The following is a 24853-nucleotide window of genomic DNA, read 5'->3' as shown; positions in this document are numbered from 1 at the left end:
GTTGAGCGGTCATTTTTCATGTGCTAAGATAAATTTTCGAGACGGAGCCGCTCCAGTGAAGAAAAAACGGGAGCGGAGAAGGTTTTTCAGAGGAACCGCAATTGGGCGCTGAATTTTCAGGATCGGTGAGCGTTTTTCACGATAGGCGGTTGCCTGAACCCGCTGTACCAGCGGGTTATGCGGCGCTTATTGGGGCCTACAAGCTCTCCGTCCCAGTACCCCGCATCCTTTCAGCCATCGGCACCAAGCACCGGATCATTGAACAGGATGGTTGGCGCATCTACACGCCCCGCCATGCGCCTGAGGCCTCGCTTGAGGGACACCTGACTTTTGCCCTCAAGAATGAAGGCCTCGACCTTGCCATCCTGAAGCGGCTTTTCCTCGCGGTTAAAGAAGGAGATATCGCGGAGCTTGTCCGGCAGAAGCCGACTGGTATTTACACGCGCCGTATCTGGTTTCTGTACGAGTGGCTGCTTGGCCGCGAGCTAAAGCTGTCGCTTACAGACAAGGTCTCTTATGTGGACGCCATCGACACTGACATTCAGTTCGGCGGGGACGGCACGAATTCTGCCCGGCATCGCGTTCGCAACAACCTACCCGGCACGCCGGAGTTCTGTCCGCTCGTTTTCAAGACGCCCACGCTAAAAGAATTCATCGCGCAGGACTGGAAGGAGCGCGCGCGCGCAGTCGTAAGCGAAGTTCCGAAAGATCTGCTCGCGCGCACGGCTGCTTTCCTGCTGCTGAAAGATTCAAAGTCTAGCTACGTCATCGAAGGAGAAAGACCGCCCCAGGATCGCATTCAGAGATGGGGACGCGCCATCGGCGAGGCGGGACGCGCGCCGCTTGACGAGCAGGAATTCCTGCGCCTGCAGGGGATCGTTATCGGAGACGAGCGTTTCGTGAAGCTTGGCTTCCGTAAAGAAGGCGGCTTTGTGGGTGAGCACGATCGAGACACGCAGCGGCCTATCCCGGACCACATCAGCGCGCGGCATGAAGACATCGCCTCTCTTATGGCAGGATTGATCGCGTTCGATCACACCGCAGAAAACGAGATCGATCCCGTTATCGCAGCGGCGGTGCTCGCATTTGGTTTTGTCTATATCCACCCGTTCGAGGACGGCAACGGACGTATTCACCGCTATCTGATGCACCACGTTCTCGCGAGGCGCGGGTTCAATCCGGCAGGTGTTCATTTTCCAGTATCGTCGGCAATTCTTGACCGGATCGTTGAGTACAAGGGCGTGCTGGAAAGCTATTCCAGCAGGCTGCTTCCCTGCGTTCAATGGGAGGCGACCCCAAAGAACAACGTGAAGGTTTTGAACGACACCGGGGATTTTTACCGTTTCTTCGACGCGACCCCTCATGCAGAATTCCTGTACGAATGCGTGCGGCAAACAATCGAGCAGGACCTTCCGAACGAGACGAGCTTCCTTCGCAACTTCGATCTGTTCCGGTCCGGAGTCGAAAGCATCATCGACATGCCGGAGCGAACGCTGAACAATCTGTTCGGCTTTCTGCGGCAAAATCAAGGGAGGCTTTCGAAGCGGGCGCGCGAGAGCGAATTCGCCGAGTTAACCCAAGATGAAGTTACCAAGGTTGAGCAATTGTACGCGGACTCCTTTGCCAAAGCGGAGCCCCTTAGTGACTGACGGGGTATCTCATTCAAAGACCGGAAAGTCGCCTCTTCCGAGCAGTTGTTTATCCCTTGAAGAATTCGATTCTTGATGGGGCAAGTGATGAAACGCATCAAGATCGACAGCGTAGAGCCAGGAGATATTCTTTTCACAGCACGCCCAGGGAAGCTTAGTAAAGCTTCAACCTCGGGCCAGACACCCATTTCGTGGAAGAGCTCGTCTGTAGCCATTTCGACCAAAACATCGAGGCGACCGACCTCTCCGCTCAGCCGGAGGAACAGCGATAGCTTCGCCGGGTGCCAGTTCTCTAAAAGGCTCTTCTGTACGACAGCTCGAAGGGTTTCCCGGGACGCTTTTACACTCTCAGCGCCGCGGAGAAGCAATCGTCCTTTGCCTACTGCGCGCGCCGCATCGTGTAGCTTGATCCGGTCGTCGGCAAACACCTGCAGCAGACCGTGACTCACCAGGTGGCGAAGAGCCCGGTCGGCGTTAGCCTGATCGGACCCGCCCGCGCTCGAAATATAGGCCTGTATTTCCGTGCGCCTCAGTGGTGCATCGCAAAGGCTTAGCGTTTCGGCAACGTCAGCCACTGCCTTTGGCAACCGGTCAAAAACCCGACCGAGGATGAAGTCCTGGGCGACTTCCCGGGTGTGTGCCGATTGCGCAAGATCAGCACAGAACTGCTTTAGCGAACCATCGTAGGCGGATTTTGCGACGGAGATTGCATTTAGAACGAAAAGCGGAAGGCCCCCGGTTAGATCAATCAACCGCTGGCAAGTGGCGGCATCGCTCTGGCATCCTTGATCATGGGCCGCCGCCGCTACTGTATCTGATGCCCATCCAAACAGAGCCTCTCGGGTGACGCCGAGGATTGCCTCAAGAGCGGAGACTTCGCCTTCGGGGCGGCCCAAAAGCACAAAACGGATCTCTCTCTCTTAGACTGAATAACTCCCATCAAATCGTCGGCAGGCAACTGGTGAATGTTGTCGAGGGCAACTGTGACAACCTCTCTACGCTCCGTCAGGTGGCGGGATAGAAGCTGGAGTATTTCTCGCCCGGACGCGCCAGGCAGAAGTATTTGCCCAAGGCCGCCTCCCGACTGAAACAACCGACCAGCGACTTCCCGGGCAACGGCGTTGGCGAGAGCAGTGCCGGGTGTATCGGCGACATCGAGATAGATCAAAGCGCCCGGGTATGTTGAGCAGCCTGTGCCAGCCACGATGTTTTTCCGGCCCCGAATAGCCGACAATCAGCCGGACCCTTTCTTCCGTCACCAGGTTGGGCTCCTGCTCCTGCACCCGATAGGGAGACGGGGGCAGTGGCAGATCCTGCAACTGCATTACGAGCTGCTCAAAAAGATTGGGAAGCTCTCCAGCCCGGAAGGTGTGATCGAGGCTCTCGTCCTCTCCCGTTGCCGCAAGAGATACGAGGCCAGCCAGCTTCCAAACGAGAGTCTCCGGCGCGAGTGTCGCGAACGGCAACTCCCCGGCCATCCTGCCGGCCTCTTCCGCCGCTTCGACAAGCGATGATTGCGGCGCCGGAAGGATACGTTTTTCTGGATCGGCCGATGGCCAATCAACCTGCACATCGCCCGGCCAGTCGGCCGCTGTAAGCCGAGCGGAAAGAGGGCCGTTGGGAGCTGCGTTGCTGACGATGAGAAATCCCGGTTCTCCCTGGCGTTCACCACGCTTGTGAGCGGCGCGCAATTCTACGAAGCGCGCCACAGCTTCCTCGATATCGTTCCAGGCGAGCGGTTCTTTTCGGTGTTTCACCTGGACGTAGATGCTATCGCAGCTTTCGTGCGCAAGCATGATCTTGCGTCGGCACCAGCAAATGTCGCGCCGATTATGCCTTTCCTTATTGCAGACGGCTTTTCGGGCAAAGCGTTCGGGTTAGCGCGCTCGCGTGGAATTCTCGCAACGACAACATCTCACCTATTCGGAGAGGACGTTGCGAAAGCGCTTCGTGATTTAATCTCACTGCTGGCTGATACGGGCGCGACTGCTTCGGTCAATCCGGATCACGTTGAACGCGTGCTGAATAGTCTCACGCGCATAGAGGGGGCTGCCAACAATCTTCGCGGCGCGCTTTTCGAGATCATCGTTGGATCGCTGGTGAAAGACGTCGAGGGGGGATATTTGCGCTCGGGCGAAAAATGGAAGGATTACGAAACGGGCCGAACGGCGGAAACCGATGTTCTCCTAGGTCGGCCGGATGACAAAGGGCCACTCGTGGTCGAATGCAAGGCGAAAATTCCTGGAGCGCGAGTCAACCTTGAAGAAGTACAGAAGTGGCGCGACGACCGCGTGCCGCTGCTGCACAAGATTTTTAAGACGGACTCGCGCCTGTCAGGAAAGCATGTGACATTCGAGCTATGGACGAACGGCCCAATCGGGGCGGATGCGCTGGAGTGGTTGAAAGCGCACCCAGCCCCAACGGATTACAGCGTCGGCTGGAAAGATGGCGATGCCATGAAGCCTTATGTCGAGAAGGCGTCGTCCACAGCTATCCGGAGTGCAATGAGGGACCACTACTTCCATCATCCACTCGCAAAAATTGCCGCTCAGGCGGAAAGAAACGCTGCAATCGCGTCGGTATAGAACCTCAACACTAGCAGTCCGGGCTTTCCAAGCGAAATTAGAGAGCAGCAACAATGGTATACTAGTTCCCAGTTTCATCCTGCCGGGCGCGCCAATTCCCCTTTTTCATGGTGATGTGCGGGTCCGAAACTATAATCCCGCACCGTCCTGTTCGAGCGTGCGAGCATCTGTTCTAGATTTCAGCCAGACAAGGCACCGGTCGCCATCGTGGCCCGACGCTCAGTCCCAACTCAGCGCACCGCCGTTCTGATATTCAATGACGCGGGTCTCGAAGAAGTTCTTCTCCTTCTTCAGGTCCATCGCTTCCGACATCCAGGGGAATGGATTGTCGGCCTCGGCAAAAACCGGTACGAGCCCGATCTGCGCGCAGCGCCGGTTGGCGATGAAGTGCATGTAGTGCTCGCAGAGCGCGGCGTTGAGCCCAAGGAGGCCGCGCGGCATCGTGTCGCGTCCGTAGGCCGCTTCAAGCTCGGCTGCGTCGCGGATCATGGCGCGGACATCGTCCTGAAAGGCCGGCGTCCACAGATGCGGATTCTCGATCTTGATCTGGTTGATCACGTCGATGCCGAAATTCAGATGGATGCTCTCGTCGCGCAGGATGTACTGATACTGCTCGGCGATGCCGACCATCTTGTTGCGGCGGCCAAGCGACAGAATCTGCGCGAAGCCCGTGTAGAACCACATCCCCTCGAACACGACGTAGAAGGCGACGAGATCACGGAGGAAGGCGCGATCGTGGTCCGGCGTGCCCGTCTGGAACGACGGATCGTCCAGATGCTGCGTGTGCTTCAGTGCCCAGGCCGCCTTGTCGGTGATCGACGGCACCTCGCGGTACATGTTGAACAGCTCCCCCTCGTCCAGGCCGAGGCTCTCAACGATGTACTGAAAGGTGTGGGTGTGAACCGCCTCCTCGAAGGCCTGCCGCAGCAGATACTGCCGGCATTCCGGATTGGTGAGATGACGGTAGATCGCCAGCACGATGTTGTTCGCGACAAGCGATTCCGAGGCGGCGAAGAAGCCGAGATTGCGCTTGATCGCGCGCCGCTCGTCCTCCGTCAGGCCGTGTCGCGACTTCCATAGGGCGATGTCGGCCTGCATCGAGACCTCCGTTGGCATCCAGTGATTGTTGCAGCCCGAGAGATACTTCTCCCAGGCCCATTTGTATTTGAGCGGAAGGAGCTGGTTGACGTCGGCGCGGCAGTTGATCATCCGCTTCTCGTCGACGGAGACCCGGCCGCCGGTGCGATCGATTGCGCCTAGGCCGGTCGGGTCGGCCGGCTCAAGCTTGAGCTGGGTCTGCAGACGCAGCGCGGTGGCGAGGCTTGAGGCGGTCGGAGCCGCCGTTGTTTCGGTATCGGACCAATCGAGCATCGTCATCTCCTCACTGGCACGCTTCGCATTCGGGATCGTCGATCCGGCAGGCCTTGATGCCGTCGAGGTCGGGCGCTGCTGCAGTCGGGATCATGCTCGGCGCGTGCGAGACGGCCACTGATGCGGACACCGCGTTGAGCTTGCCGTCGGTTCCGTTCAGCGTCGATTTCTCGACATGGGTGGCGCTTCGGGAGCGCAGGTAGTACGTCGTCTTCAACCCGCGCCGCCAGGCCAGCCGGTAGAGCGCATCCAGCTTCTTGCCCGAGGGATTGGCGATGTAGAGGTTGAGCGACTGCGACTGGTCAATCCATTTCTGGCGGCGTGCAGCCGCCTCGATCAGCCAGGCGCTGTCGATCTCAAAAGCCGTCGCGTAAAGCGCCTTGAGATCGTCAGGGACACGGTCGATCTGGCCAACGCTGCCGTCGAAATATTTGAGGTCGGAGACCATCACCTCGTCCCACAGCCCCCTCGCCTTCAGGTCGCGCACGAGGAACTCGTTCACGACGGTGAAGTCGCCCGACATGTTCGATTTGACGAACAGGTTCTGGTAGTTCGGCTCGATCGACTGCGAGACGCCGCAGATGTTGGAGATCGTGGCGGTCGGCGCGATTGCCATGACGTTGGAGTTGCGCATGCCGCTGGTGGTGACCTTCTTGCGCAGACGGTCCCAGTCCAGCGTGGATGAGCGGTCCGCATCATGCCCGCCACGGGACTCCGCGACGAACTGGATCGAATCGAGCGGCAAAATGCCCTTTGACCACAGCGAGCCCTCGAAGCTCGGATAGCGGCCGCGCTCGGCGGCGAGATCCGATGAGGCCTCGATGGCGTGGTAGGAGATCGCTTCCATGCTCACATCGGCGAAGGTAACGGCCGCATCTGACGCGATCGGAATGCGCTGGACCTGAAGCGCCTCCTGGAAGCCCATAAGGCCGAGCCCGACCGGGCGATGGCGCATGTTGGAGCGGCGCGCCTCCGGGATCGTGTAGAAATTGATGTCGATGACGTTGTCGAGCATCCGCACGGCCGTGGTCACCGTCCGCTTCAGCTTGGCCTGATCCAGGCCATTCGCACCGACATGGGCGAGCATGTTGATCGAGCCGAGATTGCAGACCGCGACCTCGTCGGCCGAGGTGTTCAGCGTGATCTCGGTGCAGAGGTTCGAGGAATGGATCACGCCCATGTGCCGCTGCGGCGAGCGCAGATTACAGGGGTCCTTGAAGGTCATCCAGGGATGGCCGGTCTCGAACAGCATGGTCAGCATGCGACGCCAGAGATCGGTCGCGCGGACCGTCTTGAATACGCGCAGGCCGCCGGCCTTCGCCGTGGCCTCATAGGCCTCGTAGGCCGTCTTAAACGCCTCGCCGTAGAGATCGTGCAGATCAGGCGTCTCGTCGGGGGAGAACAGCGTCCATTCGCCGTCGACGTCGACGCGCTGCATGAACAGGTCGGGGAGCCAGTTCGCGGTGTTCATGTCGTGGGTGCGGCGGCGGTCGTCGCCGGTGTTCTTGCGCAGATCGAGAAATTCCTCGATGTCGACGTGCCAGGTCTCCAGATAGGCGCACACCGCCCCCTTGCGCTTGCCGCCTTGATTGACGGCGATCGCGGTGTCGTTGGCGACCTTCAGGAACGGGATGATGCCCTGGCTCTCGCCGTTAGTGCCCTTGATGTGGGCGCCGAGACCGCGCACCGGCGTCCAATCGTTGCCGAGACCACCGGAATATTTTGCCAGAAGCGCGTTATCCTTGACCGACTTGAAGATGCCGTCGAGGTCGTCAGAGACGGTCGTGAGGAAGCAGGACGAGAGTTGCGGGCGCGGTGTGCCCGAATTGAACAGTGTTGGGGTCGAGGCCATGAAATTGAACGACGACAGCAGATCGTAGAAATCGATCGCCTTTGCTTCGCGATCGATCTCGCGGACTGCGAGGCCCATCGCGACGCGCATGAAAAAGGCCTGCGGCAACTCGATCCGCTTGCCGCGAACGTGCAGGAAGTAGCGATCGTAGAGCGTCTGAAGGCCGAGGAACTGGAAGTTCAGATCGCGCTCAGGCTTCAGCGCAGCCGCGATCCGGCCGAGATCAAAACGGGCGAGTTCGGGATCGAGCAGTTCGGCGGCGATCCCGGTCTTCACATAGACCGGGAAGTACTCGGCATAGCGCGTCGTCATGTCAGCCCGGGCAGCGGACGTGGGAACGCCGTGGACGTAGGACAATACCTCGCCGCGCAGCTTGTCGAGCAGCAGGCGCGCGCTGACATAAGCGTAGTTCGGCTCCTGCTCGACAAGCGTGCGCGCGGCCATGATCGAGGCCAGCGCCAGCTCATCCTGGCTAATGCCGTCGTAGAGATTGCGGGTGGTCTCGGCCAGCACGGGGCCGGCGGACACGCCGTCCAGACCGACGCAGGCCTCACCAATGATCAGCGCGAGCCGTTTGGTATCGAGACCGACGCGAGAACCGTCAGCAAGCGTTACGTGAAGCGATGGTGCAGCAGCGGGCACAGCTTCGGCAGCTGCCTCCTCGGCACGCTGGCGCGATCGCTCTTCGCGATACAGCACATAAGCGCGCGCGACCTTGTGGTGCTCGCTGCGCATCAAGGCGAGTTCGACCTGATCCTGCACATCCTCGATATGGAAGGTGCGTCCATCGCCTACCCGCCGCATCAAGGCGGCGAAGACTTCGGCGGTCAACTGCTCGACGCTCTCATGGACGCGACGTGAAGCAATCGCGCTGGCGCCTTCGACGGCCAGGAAGGCCTTGGTCATGGCGACCGCGATCTTTGCGGAATCGAACGGCGTGACCTTGCCGTTCCGACGGATGATCTGCATGGCGGGTTCGCTGGAAGCAGCCGCAAGTGAATGTGGACGCAACTGGATGATGGGTGCGGAAGCGCCTTCCGCGTCGTGCAGGTTCAGTGACATCAATAGGCCCCGTGATGCGCGCGTTGTGTTTGGACGGGGCTGAAGGAGGGACGCCGCAGAAACGCCGGCAGAAAAGTACCGGACGGTGCATGCAAGCGACCGCCGGACACCCCGCCCGTGGACGTTCAGATCGTCACGGCAGGTCTCCTGGCTCGCAGGTCGTCGCTCGCTTCCCGTCTTCCCGGCGCCAAAAGCACCAGTGACGATTGTCGGAAGCAGCTCGCTGCTGACAGTTGCGGGGGCAGCGCCGGAATTCCGCGCCTTCTGGCGCAGTTCACCGGCTTCCCTCTTAGCCACTAAATCTTGCGATCCAGCGGAACCGTGACGTCCACATGTGGTGATATTCGCGAGCGAGTGTCAACGATTCGTTTGAGGGCTCTACGCAGATTGGCTGTGGAATGTGGGAATTCCGGCGAGCGGCTTGGCCAGACCCACGTGCCGCGACCGAGCCGCGCGAACAATCGTGCTCGTCAACGCTGCGGTTCGGTGCCGAGGAGCGTAAGAAGGCCTTTAGGTCGGTGCCATTGATCCGGACTTCCCAATAGATGGGGCTGGACGAAGTCTTCCGATCCGCAAACTCGATGAATATCTGGTCAAGCTGACGAGCGTCGGAGCCCTCTGGCCAGCGCCGTGGAAAATGATCAATCCGTGAGAGACCGCATTGCGCAAATGCCTGAGCAACTGCCCAAGTGTGTCGGTCTCACCCACGATCTGAGCGGGCGACGGCCAACCGAGTGATGCGAGGTCGTCCAGCGTGGTTTGCGCGATGCTTTCATAGAAGTGTCTCTCCTTCGGAAACACAATGAACGCGAGGAGTGATTGATCAAGCTGCGTGACCACGTGGCCCTGGCCCTCGCTGGCATAGGTAGCCTCAATCAGCTCAAGGTTGGCGCGCGACCGTTGGATAACCCCCCGGGTCATTGCGCGGAGCCAACGCAATAATGTGTGTCCTCATCGCCACGCCCCCTTTCAGCTCCCGCTCAGCCGTATTTCCTCGAGCCGCTGCTGAATTCGCTCCCCAAAGCCGCCGTCATATCGAGAAACAGCGTCAATTCGGGCGGCTGAAAGGAGATGTCCCTCATCGACTGGATGCTGGTGACCAGACTGCCTTTGAGCGGTCGCACCGAGATCGTTGATGCGTCGGAATGGGCACGGGGCGGCCATAATCACTAAACAAGAACAAGAAAGCTAAGAATGTGGATTTTGGCCTATGCAGCGTCTACACTTGATCTGCATAGAGAAGACGGTCGAGAGCGCCTATTCGATTGCCGGCTCGTTGGCTCCCTGATCTTCCTGGCCATCTCTTTTTTGCGCGAGGCTGTTGCCCCAAGCTTGTTGGTTTGACGGAATCCGAAAGTCGCGAGTTTGCGCAAATTGATGCATTACTAACCGTGGACACTGAAGGACCAATCGACTTGGACCTTCGTTGGCCTTCCGGCTTCAGCAGCTAATCGCGGAATTCGCCGACGGTGAGCGATGAGACGATCGCAAAGAGCCGCCGCCGGATCATGTCGATCCAAGATCAGGCGAGAGACGTCGTCAGTACGGCCGGAATCAGTTCCTCGGCCAGGGCCTTGACCGGCAGATCGGCGAGCGCCATCTGGCCGCAGGCCGCTCTTCCGGACCGTCAGCGGCGATGCCGACGAGCTGATCGCCCGTCCACTCGGACGTCACCTTGGCCATCAGCTCCCTGAGGTCAGCAAAGCGGACATCCGTCCCTCCGTAGGGCATGATTGGTGGTTATCCCTGGATCAAGGCCAGCGCTTCGGCATGAAGCCGCGGCGTTGCGGTTGCCAAGATGCGCCCTTCCGAGTGAATCGAGAGCGGGCATCCCTCCCAATCGGTGATGCAGCCGCCGGCGCCCTGCACAATCGGAACCAGCGCCATGTAGTCATATGGCTGAAGCCCCGTTTCGAGAACGATATCGCAGTGTCCCGACGCAAGCAGGCCATAGATGTAGCAATCGCCGCCGAATCGGCGCATCCGCGCAACTCGCGACAACCGCTCGAATGGCTCCATCTCGCCTTTGCGGAACATGTCAGGCGATGTGGTGTAGAAGCTCGCGTCGGCGAGACTCTCGCATGCGCTGGTCCGAGCCAATCCATCGCCAAACCGCGCCACGCTGGGCTTCGCCATCCACCGCTCGCCCGTAAAGGGGATGTCGATCAGGCCGCAGAACGGCTGCTGCTGATAGGTCAACGCGATCAGCGTGCCGAACAAGGGAAAGCCGCTGATAAAGCTCTTAGTGCCGTCGATCGGGTCAACTATCCAGGTGAACGCTCCGCCGGGCTTGGCTCCGATCTCCTCGCCGATGATGCCATGCTCCGGAAAGCGCGCCTCTATCCTTTCCCTGAGACGCAACTCGACGGCTCGATCGGCGATCGTCACCGGGCTGGCATCGGACTTGGCCACGACATCTAGCGCCGTGCGGAAATAGGACAGCACGATGGGCCTGACCGAATCCGCTAGCTCGGCGGCGAATGACAGATAGACATCGGCATCGTCTGCCATGATCACATATTGGGCCATTACAACTCACGCAAGAACAGCGGCGGGTGGATCACGGATGATGGAGCGAGGCCCATGTGCTTCCAGATGCCGTATTTGCGACGCGCCAAATACAGGCTCAAGCAATCCGCTTAGACGGCTCCAGGTTCCGGCAAACATCCTGCGTCTCCCAGGATTTTAAGTGTCGTTTCGCGATAGCGATGGGATCATCGTCCTTGCCACGGGCCGCCTGATACGCAATGCTACTATCTTTGAACTTGTTAAGAAGTACGTATCCATCCTCGACCTTGTATTGTCCTTCCGGCTATCTCGCCGTTATCGCCCTTCGCGCCCGACGAGAACCGAACGATAACACTAAGGCTGCGATATTCATGCGGCATTTTGGACACCCTAGATATGTGATTTGTCTGCGTTGCCGATCATCAAACGTCGCGCGCAGAGCGCGATACGTGTTCATCAAACGCTACGACATTTCCCCTCCACCTGATCGAGCATGACCGGTAAAGGAGTTTCGTGGGGCTGCCCAGGCACCTTGCGGGCAGTGCCTGACTAACCCCGTCCCCTGACCAAAAGCTGACGGCCGCGATAAATTCCTAGAATTCGGTAACTCGCGGGGCACGGCGCACCCCACTCAACTTAGAACAGCGATGCTAGAAGCCTCAAACTTGTCAGAGTTGTCCAGCCGCGCAGGCAGTCTTCGTCAAGGTCTTCACTAATCGTGGCGAATGAACCTTGCCGCCGTCAGGCCACGTCAGCGACTGCGGGTTCAAGGCTGAAGGGCTGACCGTCAAACACAAAGGCAACTTCGTCATCTTCGATTCGCGACGATGTCAGCCTTGGAGGTTGATCGCTGTACCGGCTTTTGTGCCGGCGTCGAACTGCTCTAGTCGCAGGATCGCGATAAGCTGCGGCGCCCGATAGCCGAGGTTTCAAGCAGGCAGCCAATGACAAGCCATTTCCTTTCAGCCGCCCTTAAGTCGAGGTATGAGGATAACCTCGGCGCCGAACGGATTGTCGGCTGTCCCTTCCCTTATGCCTGCAGCCGACTGTGCCATGTACGGATGACCATGGGTGCAAACATCCGCCGTGGGCTGGTACGGCCCTCGGGATGCCATCTACACTATTGAGCGCGCCGAGCAGGGCGTCTGGAGCTGCTTGAGGGACCGTGGTTCCAGCCGAAGCCGGTCGACGTCGACGGCACGTTTCTCACGATTGAGACCTGGCAATAGCAACAAGGCATCGGCATTGGACAGAATTTTGTGCAAATCTATTTATATCTATGCCGATCGGAAATACTTGCGATCTTGTCACGCGGCCATTGGGGGAAATCACCACACGATTTCCATCAGGCGTGAGCTCGAAATCGGCACGGACACAGGCAAGGAAATTCTGTCGATTCTCGTCCGTCTGAAATCTATCAAATCATAGGCGAGCATCGCCTCGGCCCCACAGAAATCGCCCCACAGTAGCAAGGACCGCCTCAAGCCAGCCTGTTTTGGGTTGATTGACGTCGCCACCGGCGACCGGTTCGATACGATGACGAGATGCACAAGTTATCCTTCCGGTCTGATCTGCCGTTCTGCCAGCCATCAATCAAGTTGCGAACGTTGGTCGCCGGAAACTTCCAACCGGACCGCCGATCGGACTCGGTGATTTCGTGTGCACTCGGCTGGGATTAGATCTAGCGAGCCGCCTCGAGGACGGCCCACGCACGCCCTTGCTCAGCCGCAAGACGAATGCGTCTAGCCCGCGTCCACTGCATCAACGGCTTCGTCTAACGAAGCAACTTACCCACGGCCACGAAGTACCGACTCTTCACAGACAAAACGCCTTTAATTCTTCGGTGAGCGGCAGTCTGGTCCGATATCGGGTCGATCGATCGGCTTTGGGAGCCGATGATTCTGCTGGTGCAAATTGCGCTTGCTTCGAATATCAACCTTCGCCGCGGGAACGACAGTTTACGCAACGCGGAGCTAAAACGGCTACCTACCAAATTTGGTATGGGACATAAAGACGCGTTTGCATCGTGCGACCGAAAGTCTGTCACGCTAGAGAGATATTGGTGGGACGAAAAACGTCTTGGCAGGTTTCATGCCCGTTCTTGTAAAACCCCGCGCACTAGGTCTGTTGACCAAATGCGAGCGTCGTCCTCCTGGAGGCGAACCTCATAAATTCGCTCTTCGCGATGTTCGACCTCGCCAACCCGCGCGCAGATCGTTTGCAGGGCGAGCAGGAGCTTTGGTCATGGCTGCGAAGGAGCTTCCGCCCGCCCCCCTCTCGACATCGGCATAATCAAGCCACAAGCCGAGGTGCTCATCGGCGGACACGCGGCAGCACTTGAGGGACGGCCAGACAACCATGTCCACGTAAATCTAGGCATTCGTCGAACCGTGCCGCGCGCCACCGCCAAGTTCGCGCACGCAGCGCTACAGCTATGAGCCGCAATGCCGACATTTCGCCGTGAACACCGGACCATACGTTGATGCCGTCATTCGAAAGCTGGATGGGGCGCCTCCATCTCAATTTGCCTGGCCCGACGCTCCTCCCGCAAGACCTTTCTCCCGAGTTCAAGGCGGCCTCGGTAGTGACCGTCGACATGACTTCATCAGCAACCTAGCCGCGCAACCGTTTCCCAGCACCGCCATTGCATCCCGCGTCAAGGCGGCCGGTTGCCTGCTCACCTGAAGCGAGGCGTCAATACATGGTCGATGAACTGGATCTGCGAACCTTCACGCCACATCCGCAACGCGACGCTGTGCTCCGCGAAGTGCACGCGCGCCCCTTCACGCGCCTTGTTTCGCCGTTCAGCGTGATCCACTTCGCTTTTCTTGCACAGGGCGAGGCGGCCACAAGCGACCGCTGCCGTTTTATCGATTTTTGCCTCGAGCGCAATCTTACGCCGCCTGAGCAATCGGCGAAACTTCATCAGATTGTCATCGGTCCCGCCACGTTACGCTGGGAGCAGCATTCGGAATTTACAACATTTACCTGGATCTGGACTAATGCAAATTGTTCTGCCGCAGACCAATTTGACAAAGTTGATGGGACCATCCGATCGCTGATCCGCGCGTTGCGTCAGACCGGACAGTTGCTGGTCGCGATCAGGCTAGAAGTGGAGCGGGAGGCCTCGCCGACCAGGCGGGCCGAACAGATTTTTGACAAGGACAGCCTGGCCATGGTTGCCACAAAGAGCGGCGCAGGCGTGGCCGCCTCAGACTTCCGCGTAGACGAAAAAGGCTTTACGAAAATCCTCGTCTGCGACCTCGGGTTGACGTCGCACGATCTCGGAGCGCTGGTGCAACGGCTCCTGGAAATCGAGACGTACCGTCCATTGGCGCTGCTTGGCCTGTCGGCGGCCCTTGAGCTTGCACCATCTGTTGATCGCATCGACCGCCGTCTTGTCGAGGCGCTCGAGAAAATGCAAAGCGGTGAGGGGCTGCAGTTCAACAACCATCTGCTTGCCGAGCTGACGGCGCTGGCCGCATCCTTCGAAAGAGGCGCGACCGGCAGTCTGTTTCGGTTCGGCGCCAGCAGGGCCTATAACGAGCTGGTCCAATCGCGACTATCCATCATTGAAGGCAACGATGTCTCGGGCTATCCGACCTGGTCGTCGTTTCTGGCACGCCGCATGGCGCCGGCGATGCGAACCTGCGCCACTGTGGAGGACCGTCAAGCGACTCTGTCGGTCAAGCTCGCGCGGGCCGCCGACCTGTTGCGAACCCGGGTCGACGTCGAAATCGAACGACAGAATCGTGACCTGTTGCAGGCTATCAACGAGCGTGCGAGACAGCAACTTCGGCTGCAGTGCACGGTCGAAGGATTGTCGGTCGGGGCGATAGGATATTATGTGGTCAGCCTGTTTAGTTATCTTGCCAAGGGCGCCCATGATGTCGGACTGCGAGTAGAGCCCTCGTTCCTGACCGCAGCCTTCGTGCCGATCGCAGTCGGCGTGATCTGGCTGGTGAGTTACAATGTACGAAAGCGACACCTCAAGCACAACGACGAGCCCTCGGTTACTTGCGACTAAAGCTCCTTGAGGGGATCGGTGCGTCCGTCCTGCGAAGCTCGCATGGTCGGGGTGCGACGCTGCCGCAAGATCGCGGCCGGCTCCTGCGCAAGGTAATGCAGCCGGCGAGGCATTGTGGATCGGGTCAGTCGCCGTTGCGACGGCTGAGACGGGGGCCAGATCAGGCTGAAGCCCTCACCTTCCTCATCCAGTGTGGAGATCGGGGCCGCCTGGTCGAAGCGCTCCAACGAGGGCCGCGATTATCTAGGTCTGAAGCTCGACGATCCGAGCTTCACCGCTCCGATCTTCGCCAACCCCTCGATGGTGATCGACAGGCCGGAGGCGATCGACGGCGAACAAGGGGCCTGAGAGCAAAGCAGCAACTTTCTTGGCTAGGGCGAAGAATGATGGCCCAGTCGCGGGGAAGAAAGTTGTGACGCCGCTGTTGCGCCTTATGCGGTTGAGGCGTCAGCCGTCCTTCGGGCTAGATCAATCCATCGAAGAGGCCGTTGGTGCGCTCGGCCTGCAGAACTGACGTCAAGGAGAACGTGGCAAGTTCGACCGCACCGAGAGGCCGGCAACTGAGTTCGATGGTGACAGGCGCTTTGTCCCTCCAGCAACGGACGGATCTGGGACCGAGATTACGCATCGGCCGCGCTGCTCGTTCACATTTATTGTCGCCGTATCCATTGAGATGCGACCGCTTGGTCCATGCCTCTATGATCACCGTGACGAAGCCGGGGCGCAAGCTTGTTGATCGGAGCTTCAAAGGCCAGCCCGCTCTCGTTCGAATTTCGACGCTGAGGACCGCGAGCATTGCGGATATCTGGTGCGGTCCCGCCCGTCGACGCGACGCCTTCAGTGGCGCAATCATTGCCGGGCAGGTCCAGCTACGGCTATTCCAGTGAAGCGGATGAACGCTGTGATGCTGACGGCAGTGGCGCCGACGACGGCAAATATCATCCGCCAGATTGGTGAAGGCACCGTCATCAGAGGCGATTCCATATGTGGCGCCATAGCCCGCTACGGTAGCGGCGCGACGTAGAGAAGGATATCAGGAGCCGAACCCAAGCCCATGGCGCGAGAGCGAGCGCAAGCCGGGCGACACCAAAGCTCACACCGCCCGCCACAAGGCCCGTCACGATGCCTCCGGGCAAGCCGGCACGGGTATAAAAGCCGAACATGGCGATCGTCACGCCAACGAAGACCGGGAGCGCAGAGGCAGCAAGCATGAACACCAGCCAATAGATCAAGCCGATGACAAGGATAATGAGTGGTGGTCCGAGGATGAATATGGCGGGTGGGTTCCGTGAGATAGAAGTCTGACGGCTGCGCCTTCCACCACCACCACGGCGCGCGCGATACTATAGCAGGAAACTCAGCGACCCGATCGTCACAAATCCAGTTGCGGGATTTTTGTCATTCCGAGCTTGCGCTCAAAGGGCTCGTGCAATCGGCATTTGATCCTTTGTGATCTTAAAGTGGGCGCCTGCCGTTTGAAATCACCTAACGCAATCAGTTTTAGAAAAGTCCTGTGTTTTCTCCATTTCGGCTGCCACTCCATCGTGTGTGTTGCTTTTGAGCATCCGGGGTCACAATCGCCACTCACTCCCAAGCCTTGGCTGTCTTCCGTTTGGCGGCGGCTTGGCACGCAACTATTTCCACGCAAACATAAACGTTGCGCATTGGATCTGCCTTCGCAAATGTCGGGCATGGAGAGACTATCGGAAGCTCAGATTGTCGAATTTGAGACAACGTCGGCAAGTTGACGCGACAAACACTTCCGAAGACCCCGCAAAGCCTACGAGTTCAATTCGGCACGCGGTTTGCTTCATTCGGGAAATCATCACCAATCGTAGTGCGGTGATCTTCGGGACGGACCCGGCGCGCCCGCGTGTCTGGTCTGCTCCGACGATTGTCGTGCGGCGATACTTGAGGAGGCGGGTCGTGAACTGGCAAGTTCCGGGGTAATCTTTGATGCGATGCAGAATCTTTTTTTGTGGTGCGACAACAATTGCGCTCGTCGCAAGCAGCGCGGCGAAGCCAGCGGATCTTGAGCCACAATTTAAACTGCCACAGGCGGTGCGGAACTGGTCTGGAGGCTATATTGGCGGGCATGCCGGCGGTGGGTACGGCCGCACCTCCTTCAGCAATCCATACGGTCCATCAATCTATGGCGGCGTCGTCGATACCCCGGCGTTCCTTGCTGGTGGCCAGATCGGTTACAACTGGCAGAACAACAGCTGGGTGTTTGGCATCGAGCTGGATGCCAGCGGTGCTGTCGCCAACGGCACAAGTACATGCCTCGCCTCTTCGCTTCGTTGTGAGCGCAAATTGCAAGGCAGGTCCGAGCCTCTTTGCCACCGGGGCCGGTCGCGTCGGTTACGCCTTTGGCGCGCTCGGACACACGCTGGCCTATCTCAAGGCAGGCCTAGCCTGGCAAAACAATCGGGGCGGTGTCATCAACAACTTTGAAGGCGGCTGGCCACAGGGCAGAACGCATTTCGACGATGGTCGGGTCGGTGGCATTATCGGGCTGGGCGTCGAACAAGCCCTAACGCCCGCATGGTCGGTGAACGTCGAATATGACTATCTGCATTTTGGCGGCCCGAGTGTCGCGACGGCTGCGACAGTGCAGTTTCCGCCGTTTGCGATTCTGCCGGCGAGCACAACCAGCCTGACCAGTAACTATCACATCGGAAAGATTGGCCTGAACTACCACTTTGGTGCGGACCCAGAGGCCGCACAATGGTCCGATGCGCCGCTGTATGCGAAATCAGCTGGCAGCGTACCACCCATTTTCTACGCGCCCGGCTGGTCCTTCGAAGGCGGCTCGCGGCTCTGGCTGAGCCGGGGACGGTTCCAGTGGGATCACAGCGCAGTTCGGTACGGCTGGCCTGAAGACCCCAGCATACTGGAATCGAGGCTCACTTATCATGGACTGGACGGACTTTCCGGGGAGTTATTCGGCCGTGTTGACAGTCCATGGGGAGTTTTCTTGAAAAGCAATCTTGGTATCGGGCAGTTCAACAAAGGAAAAATAATGAAGATTGGATACCCGAGGACGGACTTTCCTACATCAACAACCTTTCCGGGCAGTCAAACGGAAGGTTTGCCTATTACACGGCTGACGTCGGTTACGACTTCCTGCGCAGCAGCGACTACAAGGTCGGGGGATTTATAGGCTAGACCTATTACGGCCAGAGTTCGGACTCGACCGGATGCATGCAGGTGGCTAACCCGCTGTATTCGTGTTTGACGTCGGGTGACAGCAGGATCATCGGCGGAGAGGATACTCAATGGAATGCGCCTCGGATCGGCGTGAGCGCCGAAACCATGCTGACCGAGCGTTGGCGTTTGAACGCCGACGTGGCCTACTTGCCCTGGACCGGTTTTAAGGGACGTGACTATCATCTCTTGCGCGACATGACCACCTTTGATGAACAACGCGGAAATGGTGGTGGCGGCGTCCAGATCGAAGGCGTCTTGTCCTACTCGATCACCAAAAACATCAGCGTCGGCGTCGGTGGCCGCTATTGGGCCATGTGGATCAAAAAGGACAGCGACTCTTTGTGCAGCAGCAGCGGCTGCGTCGGTGCCCCGCGCATTCTTGCGAAGTACAGTATGGAGCGCTGGGGTACATTCTTTCAGGCCTCTTACAAGATCGACTCAAAGAGTTGATCTTGGCCGGCTCATAAGCATCGACGTCGGCGCCAAACAGGAAGCCGACGTCGTGGGTAATGATGGTGAAGCACCTCGGAATCGAGCAGAGCAGCTTGCATGCCAAGAATGAGTGCCAGCCGGTGCGAGCCCCCACACGCCTCTCGAGTCCCTTCCGGCCCCCGAAAGCCTCAGTGCCAACACGCTTGCACCCACCACCCGGCCATCCTTGAGGATTTTCCAAATGAGAATAGAAGAATAGAAGAAAGTGTCAGCGCTTTCACTTCGTTCTTGGACAATAGTTTTAATGCGCGCGTGCCCAAGTTGAGAAAACGCGGCAGCAATTCAAGTTTGGCGCTGAATGAGCAAGCTGCGCTGCGGAACCGCTTGCTCTTGCGCATTACTGCGCGCGATAAGGCCCCGGTGTCGCGCGCTCCCGCAATCTCTGCCAGCGCGGCATTGAGATGATCCGAAAGTCCGGGATGAGCTAAGCCGGCGGGCCCCATCGTCAGGCAGAATGCGACGCGCCAAGTTTGGGGGCAGATCAGCGTAGTAGTCCAGAACTGCTGAGCCTGCCCTGACGACTTGGTCGATCAGCTCTTGCGCCTCTGGCAAGTCCTGGGCGTGCCTCGCCGCTCGACGACAAGTTTCAAGCTCCTCAAGGAGGCTCCCCAATTTTCGCTTTGCTGCGTTGATCTAGTACCGCGTTGGCGCCCCACATCCGAAGTCGGTGGCCCATTCGCAAGCGCCGCGGCTCAATCTTGAGGCGGAGCGCATCCGCTTCACAACGGCGTCGAAGGTTGGGGCCTCGGAGAAAGTTCTCTTGGTCTATTCAACAGCCGCGATCAAGGGCTTTTGAAATGGCTCGAGCCAAAACTCGGCGGTTTTCTGGATTGCTCACTATTGTTGCGTGGTTGCCTGCAACCGGTACGGCACGAATAGCATTCACGACCCGGTCCCAGCCCTGGTTTGGCAAGTCGCTTCTGAGTTGTTTGTCAGGTGGGACCCGATGACTGATGAGAGGCTCGCTCGCATAGAACTGATGTATTTCGATCGCGAGCGACGGAACGCGATATGATCGTAGCGCGCGTCTGGAGCTAGCGCTCCTATTTGCTGCGCCTTTTCAAGCAACTCAGAGATGGAAGCTTGTTCGCAGTCGCGTTCCAAAATCTCGTGATACGCATCGCGCAAGATTCCACAACGATCCAAAACAAATTCTCGCGCCAAATTCTTTAGTGATCCGTTTGAAGAAGCCTCAGGTAGACTAACATCAATGAACGCCATGAATGACACAACTTCATCACCACTCAGTAACTGCTCGGCAATTGCATAAGCCAGGATCGCACCTGATGAGTATCCAGCAAAGCGGTATGGGCCACGTGGCTGGATTTGTTTGATCGCAAGGATCACCTCTGCGGCCACCGCCTCAAGCGTCGGTGGACGAACGTCATCGAACGGGGGCCATGGCAGAGCGTAGACCGGGCAGTCTGCATCTATTTCCGCTGCCAAACCGAGGACATACGAACAATCCCCAAAACCTGTGGGGACAAAGAAGAGACTGTGAGCCGGTCGGTCGAACCGGAATCACCGCCCTGTTACTGGGCTGCACCTGCAAACGAATCTTCGATGCAAGCTGCTTCAGAACAGGGTTGCGGCCCGGGAACTCAAGATTGCCGGCGCCGCAGCCACGGACGATGACACGAAAGGAGGATGCAATCTTCTAAACTGCTCGAGGCGCCGTCGCCAAAACCCTCCCCGCGCGCCAGCAGCTCATGTGCGCCAGATATGCTCTGCACCTGTTCATCGCTCATTCCGCACCACCAAGCATGGTGCCGGCAGTATCGCAGCTGCCACTCAACCGCGTCAGCGTTTCTGGTAAGCGCTCTCATCGAACGACTTCTCCTCTATGGCGCTCTTTAGAGGATTGCGCATGTATCGTGCCAACAGTGAAATCGAGTGCGATCACTGCGATCGTCACAGCGGGGCTATGTCAGCTCTCCGACAGCGTCGCCCGACATCGTACAACTGAGCGCGCCATTAATCGGCATAAGCATCCACCGCCTGTTCTTCCGGACAAGCCTGGGCTCCCAAAGTAATTTGTCGGCTCAACCGAACAGCATCGCGTGCGCCTTTCGCAAAACCGGGACAAAGAGTTTTTCTGAGGTCCGCGCGTGCGGTACGGGGCAGTGCTGGATGGCTCGAGTAAATGTTTCTCGCAATTAGCGGCAGTTCATATTGGATTGGTGTTTCTTCGCATCGCTCAATATGTGGAGCCTGCAGTGTCGTCGAGCTTGTGGCGCTCGGTTCCGGTGAGGGGCGGGTTGAAGATGCTAACGAGGATCAAGTCCTTGCCCCGTCCCCCGCGCAGGAAATGCTTGTCATGCTTGTCAAGAACATACATGTCGTCCCGGCGAATGGGAAAGACATTGCCGTTCATGTCCTCGACCTCACCCTCTCCGCCGATGCAGTAGCAGGCTTAGAGATGATTCCGGTATTGCAGAAGGGAAACGGTGTTGGCGCGCACGACGGTGTGGCAGATGCTAAAACCCATGCCGTCCTTATCCGTTAGGAGGCGATGGCTAGTACCATTGCCCCAATCGACGAAGTGATCGGTTGCTTCAACGTCGTGCAGACTACGCACAATCATAGGGTTCGATTGCCCCGTGCAGATTGAAGTGATTGATCCAAAGGCTGGAGGCGGTTGTTCTGCCCCGGAACTGCGGCCTCCCCTGGCGCACGGCCGACTGGGATCTCTGTCGAAAAACCCCGCGGCCGGTTGCCGAGAACCCGTGCAGTAATCCTACGGGATTGGCTACACGCAAACGCCCTGCCATTTGCCCCATGACTATTAAAACTACAGGCGCCCGGGTATTTCGCAGCCGACCCGGATCGGCGCGCACCAGCTTGATGTTCCACCTTTCGCGCGGTACCGCCGCTTACCTTTGTATTTCCCAGAATGCTGCTGGAGATATTGGCGGCGACATGAACTGTCTCCAGTCCCAGATTTGCCAAGTCGTCTCCTTCCTAGCTGTGCCTCTCGCCGCGACTACGGATACCCATCGTCTCACTAGTAGAGCAAATGTCATGCCGTGATAGCAGACCGATGAACGACAAATATTGTGGCTGTCTCAGCTGGCTAGCGAGCGAGCGATTTGGCTGCGCGTGTAGCCAATCTAACAAACTGGCGAGATATTGGCCGAATACCAACAGGTCCGCGAGCGAGAACCGGTCGAGCAGTACGAAGCGTCAAGATCCCAAACGGCTTCAATCCGCGCTTTTAGAAGTTGCAAACTACTCCTGACGTCACGCTCGGAAATCTTGGAAATCTTGGCACAAGCTGCGCCGCCCTGTGGCTGTCCTTTGAGCTATTTCTTTTTTTCGCAACCTTGCGCTTCGGCTTCCGCGTTCTGGCCGCCGATTTAGCAGACTTTGACTCGGAGGGAGGCTTCTTCGCTCGTGGCGATCTTGGGTGGGTCTTCTTAGCCACAGGAGCATCTTGAAAGGCGCTCTGCACTCGTCGTCGATCGGCTAACACCTGGATGCGGTGTTGCAAGCTCGCAGCCTCATTCGTCGGGTTAGCGGCGCGGAAATGGTCTGCGGCCCTTCGGGAACACGCCTCTGCGGCTTCGAGATCAGTCAGGCTTTGAGTAAGCTCCCCTCTGAGCGAGAGAGTGTCACCTAGGTGGCTCTCCATGCGCCCAACTTCAAGCGAATCCCGTTCGACTTTGGAGTAATAGTCCCGAAGGCACCGGTAGTGCTGTATCGCCGCGGAGAGGTTTTTGCTTGGTTTAACCGGGAGGAGACTTCGACATAGGCAGCGGCGAGCCGGGCTTCGAAATGCATCCATGGGATGTCTCGTTTGCCATCGCTCGACAATAACTTTGCGACGTGTCCAAGCTCGCTCGCGGATTCGGCTGGAGACTGCGGCAAAGCGGCCAGGGCCGCAGTGAGGCGGCGTTCGAGCTGTTGTCGAACATCGAGGGCAACTGACGATCGGCTTTGCTCCTCTTCCGGCGGCTCCAACAGAGACTGAACAAGTGCGAGCACGAACAACGACGCAAGCTGTCTATTGACCGTTAGATCCTGTCGTGGAGCATATGTGCGACGATGGTCACTGGCGCAGGACAGGGCTCAATCTTGCTCTTAATGAACGAGCGGATCTTGGCTCCGTTGGTCTGATAAAGCAGGACGTCTCCGAGCGGGAGAGCCGCGACCGTATTGAGCGCGTTGCGGCGATCTCTGGGGTATCTCGTCCCGGCGCGCGCCACAAATTTGAGAAATCGGTCGCTTATCCCGAACACCTGTTGCTTCCAGTCAATCAAGAGCCGCTGCACCAGCTTCTCGCGGTGAACGGCGGACAGAGCGGGGCGCGAGCGAGAGACAGCTTCCACATGCAGCTGCGCCACCAAAGCTCGGGCGAGCCCGCGGAACGCTTCTTGAGGTTCATGCTCGGACGCCTCAAATGCGCGCTCGGTGACCTTATCGGATAAAATCCGGGTCCGGGCGGGCTCCCAAACATTCTCAAGGCCGCCGCGAGCGAGCAATTGCCGGAACTCCAGGCTGGGAGCGTACGCCCTCACCTGTTCGAGATTTTGCTCGGCCGGCGTTGGTCCTTCCGGATTCAGAACGCCTGCATTTGCAGCACTTCCATCTGGAATTCCGAGCAAGGAAAGTTCAACAAGCGGATCATCTAGGATCCAGATCCACTGAGCGAGATCCTCTTCCGCCTTGAGCTCGACTTCCGCAGTCGGAACATCCAGAAGAGAAAGCCCTTCGAATTCAACCCCGAGCGGGTCTCCCCAAGCACAGGGAACAAATTCCGTCCCAAGCTGCCCTCGCTGGCCGTTTTCTCGGCGACCCTCTAAGCTCTTCTCGTAATTGCCAAGCCGAACACCAGTGCCGTGCACGAGAAGAATAGATCCTTGCGGCATGATAGGACTCCGCTGATTACCACCTGCACGAGCCTACCGCGCCCCTGCACGTCTTCAATCGGTGGCGTTCTGTTTCAACGCGGACGGAACGCGCACGCTCAAGCTACTGAGCCAGGCTATCCCCTGGCCAGCCCACTCGTCGCGACGACAGGGACAAATGGCCGCTCGCTCGCGCGGCCATTTTGCTTCGATGAGTCGCGTGCGCGTCCCAGAAACACTCTAACTAACATATTGATCTGAATTCGATTTCGTCGGAAAAATTGGGGCATCCCTGAGTAGAACTGGGGTGCCACCGCGCCCTGCGCAGGTCGGCAGATCAGACCGCCGGGGTCCCGGACGCGCACGTCGTTCGCGGCTCCGCGCCTAGCTCGCCGTCACGTCCGCCCCCTTTCCGAAGGCCAAACGCGAGCGGGAAGGTTTCGGCCGAAATAGACTCGAGCGTGGTCTGCTCTTCGGTGAGGCGTTTTTCGATGAACTGACGCTCCACATCCGACAGGTTCGACTTCAGCAGGCGACGATAGCGGTGGATGTTGTTGCGGTAAGCACGAATGCGGGCGAAGTATTCATCGAGCATCCTGGGCGCTCCTGACGTCGTCGCAATGTCTACGAGGAGATATTTAGGCGAGCATGTCGCTAGTTAACGCGCTGCCTGTCGTCGCATCGCGGAAACCGTTCGGCATGGCAGTTCGCAATATCATTCCTAGCATTTCCATTTCGACGATCCGCAGCGTTTTTTGCTCCCCATGCGCCGATTTTCTGCTCCGCTAGTCCCTCAAACAGAGCTGGACGCTTGTAAAACGCAAGGAACGGTTGGCAGGCCGCGGGTGCGGAGGCTTATCGCTAACAAGCTCGCCCGTCAGTATTCTCTTCCGGCGAGCTGAACATCATCTGCCGATGTGTTATACGGAGCTCCGTTGAGAACAGGTTTGTTTGAGAGTTTCGATGTCTCTTTCGATTGGATTGATTGTGGACGGCTATGTGAAACTAAACAACCGCAGCGCGCTGGAGAACCTTCTGACGCATCGGCGGGAGCTACTGCTGAAGTTGAACCGCGTAACCGGAATTGATCCGAAGGAAGCGATCGCTCAGGTCAGTCAAGAAATCACAGTGATCGAAAAGGCACTTGCGGCGCTCGCACGGGAGTAAAACCTCTGCGCGGACGGATACACCTCTGCGAGCTAGCCGGGTCGCCATGCCGCAGGCGACGCGACGGCGACCGAACCTAGAGA

At 58.5% G+C, this 24853-nt stretch carries 15 protein-coding genes, 2 pseudogenes and 1 riboswitch; of the genes and pseudogenes, 8 read left to right on the top strand and 9 right to left on the bottom strand.

Annotated features, from left to right (window positions below):
- Positions 1–101: 101 nt before the first annotated feature.
- Both XI06_RS19700 and XI06_RS19695 read left to right on the top strand, forming a co-directional pair.
- The gene (locus XI06_RS19700; protein ID WP_271606202.1) at positions 102–1649 is read left to right on the top strand and encodes a Fic family protein; all 1548 of its coding nucleotides are present in this window, start codon (positions 102–104) and stop codon (positions 1647–1649) included.
- Between the two features lie 1514 nt (positions 1650–3163).
- The gene (locus XI06_RS19695; RefSeq protein ID WP_271606201.1) at positions 3164–4234 is read left to right on the top strand and encodes a hypothetical protein; all 1071 of its coding nucleotides are present in this window, start codon (positions 3164–3166) and stop codon (positions 4232–4234) included.
- 219 nt (positions 4235–4453) lie between these two features.
- Here XI06_RS19695 and XI06_RS19690 read toward each other — a convergent pair whose 3' ends face one another.
- The 5 genes from XI06_RS19690 to hisN form a co-directional block, all read right to left on the bottom strand.
- Complete coding sequence (locus tag XI06_RS19690) at positions 4454–5605, bottom strand: ribonucleotide-diphosphate reductase subunit beta (protein WP_271606200.1); 1152 nt, start codon at positions 5603–5605, stop codon at positions 4454–4456.
- 10 nt (positions 5606–5615) lie between these two features.
- The gene (locus XI06_RS19685) at positions 5616–8519 is read right to left on the bottom strand and encodes a ribonucleoside-diphosphate reductase subunit alpha (RefSeq protein WP_271606199.1); all 2904 of its coding nucleotides are present in this window, start codon (positions 8517–8519) and stop codon (positions 5616–5618) included.
- A 120-nt stretch (positions 8520–8639) separates the two neighbouring features.
- A riboswitch (cobalamin riboswitch) is annotated at positions 8640–8858 on the bottom strand.
- Positions 8859–9029: 171 nt separating this feature from the next.
- Complete coding sequence (locus XI06_RS43915) at positions 9030–9440, bottom strand: HEPN family nuclease (protein ID WP_442869462.1); 411 nt, start codon at positions 9438–9440, stop codon at positions 9030–9032.
- 633 nt (positions 9441–10073) lie between these two features.
- Entirely contained in the window at positions 10074–10202 is a 129-nt protein-coding gene (locus XI06_RS43910) for a hypothetical protein (protein ID WP_271606241.1), read from the bottom strand.
- Between the two features lie 57 nt (positions 10203–10259).
- On the bottom strand, positions 10260–11048 hold the full coding sequence (gene hisN / locus XI06_RS19675; protein ID WP_271606198.1) for a histidinol-phosphatase: 789 nt from the start codon (positions 11046–11048) through the stop codon (positions 10260–10262).
- Between the two features lie 2150 nt (positions 11049–13198).
- Here hisN and XI06_RS43905 point away from each other — a divergent pair.
- From XI06_RS43905 to XI06_RS19655, 5 genes and pseudogenes are all read left to right on the top strand, one after another.
- On the top strand, positions 13199–13465 hold the full coding sequence (locus XI06_RS43905) for a DUF2169 domain-containing protein (RefSeq protein ID WP_442869463.1): 267 nt from the start codon (positions 13199–13201) through the stop codon (positions 13463–13465).
- 263 nt (positions 13466–13728) lie between these two features.
- Positions 13729–15054, top strand: a complete 1326-nt coding sequence (locus tag XI06_RS19670; protein WP_271606197.1) for a DUF3422 family protein — start codon at positions 13729–13731, stop codon at positions 15052–15054.
- A 192-nt stretch (positions 15055–15246) separates the two neighbouring features.
- Positions 15247–15402: pseudogene (locus XI06_RS19665) on the top strand (DUF736 family protein); the annotation flags it as partial.
- Between the two features lie 1906 nt (positions 15403–17308).
- Positions 17309–18217, top strand: a complete 909-nt coding sequence (locus tag XI06_RS19660) for an outer membrane protein (protein WP_271606196.1) — start codon at positions 17309–17311, stop codon at positions 18215–18217.
- Between the two features lie 47 nt (positions 18218–18264).
- Positions 18265–18714 (top strand): hypothetical protein, encoded by a 450-nt coding sequence (locus XI06_RS19655; RefSeq protein ID WP_271606195.1) that lies wholly within the window; start codon positions 18265–18267, stop codon positions 18712–18714.
- A 924-nt stretch (positions 18715–19638) separates the two neighbouring features.
- Here the strand turns inward: XI06_RS19655 and XI06_RS19650 are convergent.
- The 4 genes and pseudogenes from XI06_RS19650 to XI06_RS19635 form a co-directional block, all read right to left on the bottom strand.
- Positions 19639–20202 (bottom strand): thioesterase domain-containing protein, encoded by a 564-nt coding sequence (locus tag XI06_RS19650; RefSeq protein WP_271606194.1) that lies wholly within the window; start codon positions 20200–20202, stop codon positions 19639–19641.
- Between the two features lie 751 nt (positions 20203–20953).
- Positions 20954–21340, bottom strand: a pseudogene (locus tag XI06_RS19645) (ectoine synthase).
- Positions 21341–22769: 1429 nt separating this feature from the next.
- On the bottom strand, positions 22770–23624 hold the full coding sequence (locus tag XI06_RS19640) for a hypothetical protein (RefSeq protein WP_271606193.1): 855 nt from the start codon (positions 23622–23624) through the stop codon (positions 22770–22772).
- Positions 23625–23940: 316 nt separating this feature from the next.
- On the bottom strand, positions 23941–24198 hold the full coding sequence (locus XI06_RS19635) for a hypothetical protein (protein WP_271606192.1): 258 nt from the start codon (positions 24196–24198) through the stop codon (positions 23941–23943).
- 368 nt (positions 24199–24566) lie between these two features.
- Here XI06_RS19635 and XI06_RS19630 point away from each other — a divergent pair, with 368 nt between their 5' ends.
- Positions 24567–24770, top strand: coding sequence for a hypothetical protein (locus XI06_RS19630; protein ID WP_271606191.1), 204 nt, complete (start codon positions 24567–24569; stop codon positions 24768–24770).
- Positions 24771–24853 lie beyond the last annotated feature (83 nt).

The sequence above is a fragment of the Bradyrhizobium sp. CCBAU 11434 genome (assembly GCF_028128895.1).
In the GTDB taxonomy this organism is placed as follows: domain Bacteria; phylum Pseudomonadota; class Alphaproteobacteria; order Rhizobiales; family Xanthobacteraceae; genus Bradyrhizobium; species Bradyrhizobium zhengyangense.
This window is presented reverse-complemented; position numbering and strand designations above follow the sequence as displayed.

Excerpts from the sequence above, each read along its gene's own strand:
- XI06_RS19690 (WP_271606200.1), bottom strand. The coding sequence starts at position 5,605 with ATGCTCGATTGGTCCGATACCGAAACAACGGCGGCTCCGACCGCCTCA.
- XI06_RS19685 (WP_271606199.1), bottom strand. The coding sequence starts at position 8,519 with ATGTCACTGAACCTGCACGACGCGGAAGGCGCTTCCGCACCCATCATC.
- XI06_RS43915 (WP_442869462.1), bottom strand. The coding sequence starts at position 9,440 with ATGACCCGGGGGGTTATCCAACGGTCGCGCGCCAACCTTGAGCTGATT.
- XI06_RS43910 (WP_271606241.1), bottom strand. The coding sequence starts at position 10,202 with ATGGCCAAGGTGACGTCCGAGTGGACGGGCGATCAGCTCGTCGGCATC.
- hisN (WP_271606198.1), bottom strand. The coding sequence starts at position 11,048 with ATGGCCCAATATGTGATCATGGCAGACGATGCCGATGTCTATCTGTCA.
- XI06_RS19670 (WP_271606197.1), top strand. The coding sequence starts at position 13,729 with ATGGTCGATGAACTGGATCTGCGAACCTTCACGCCACATCCGCAACGC.
- XI06_RS19640 (WP_271606193.1), bottom strand. The coding sequence starts at position 23,624 with ATGCCGCAAGGATCTATTCTTCTCGTGCACGGCACTGGTGTTCGGCTT.
- XI06_RS19635 (WP_271606192.1), bottom strand. The coding sequence starts at position 24,198 with ATGCTCGATGAATACTTCGCCCGCATTCGTGCTTACCGCAACAACATC.
- XI06_RS19630 (WP_271606191.1), top strand. The coding sequence starts at position 24,567 with ATGTCTCTTTCGATTGGATTGATTGTGGACGGCTATGTGAAACTAAAC.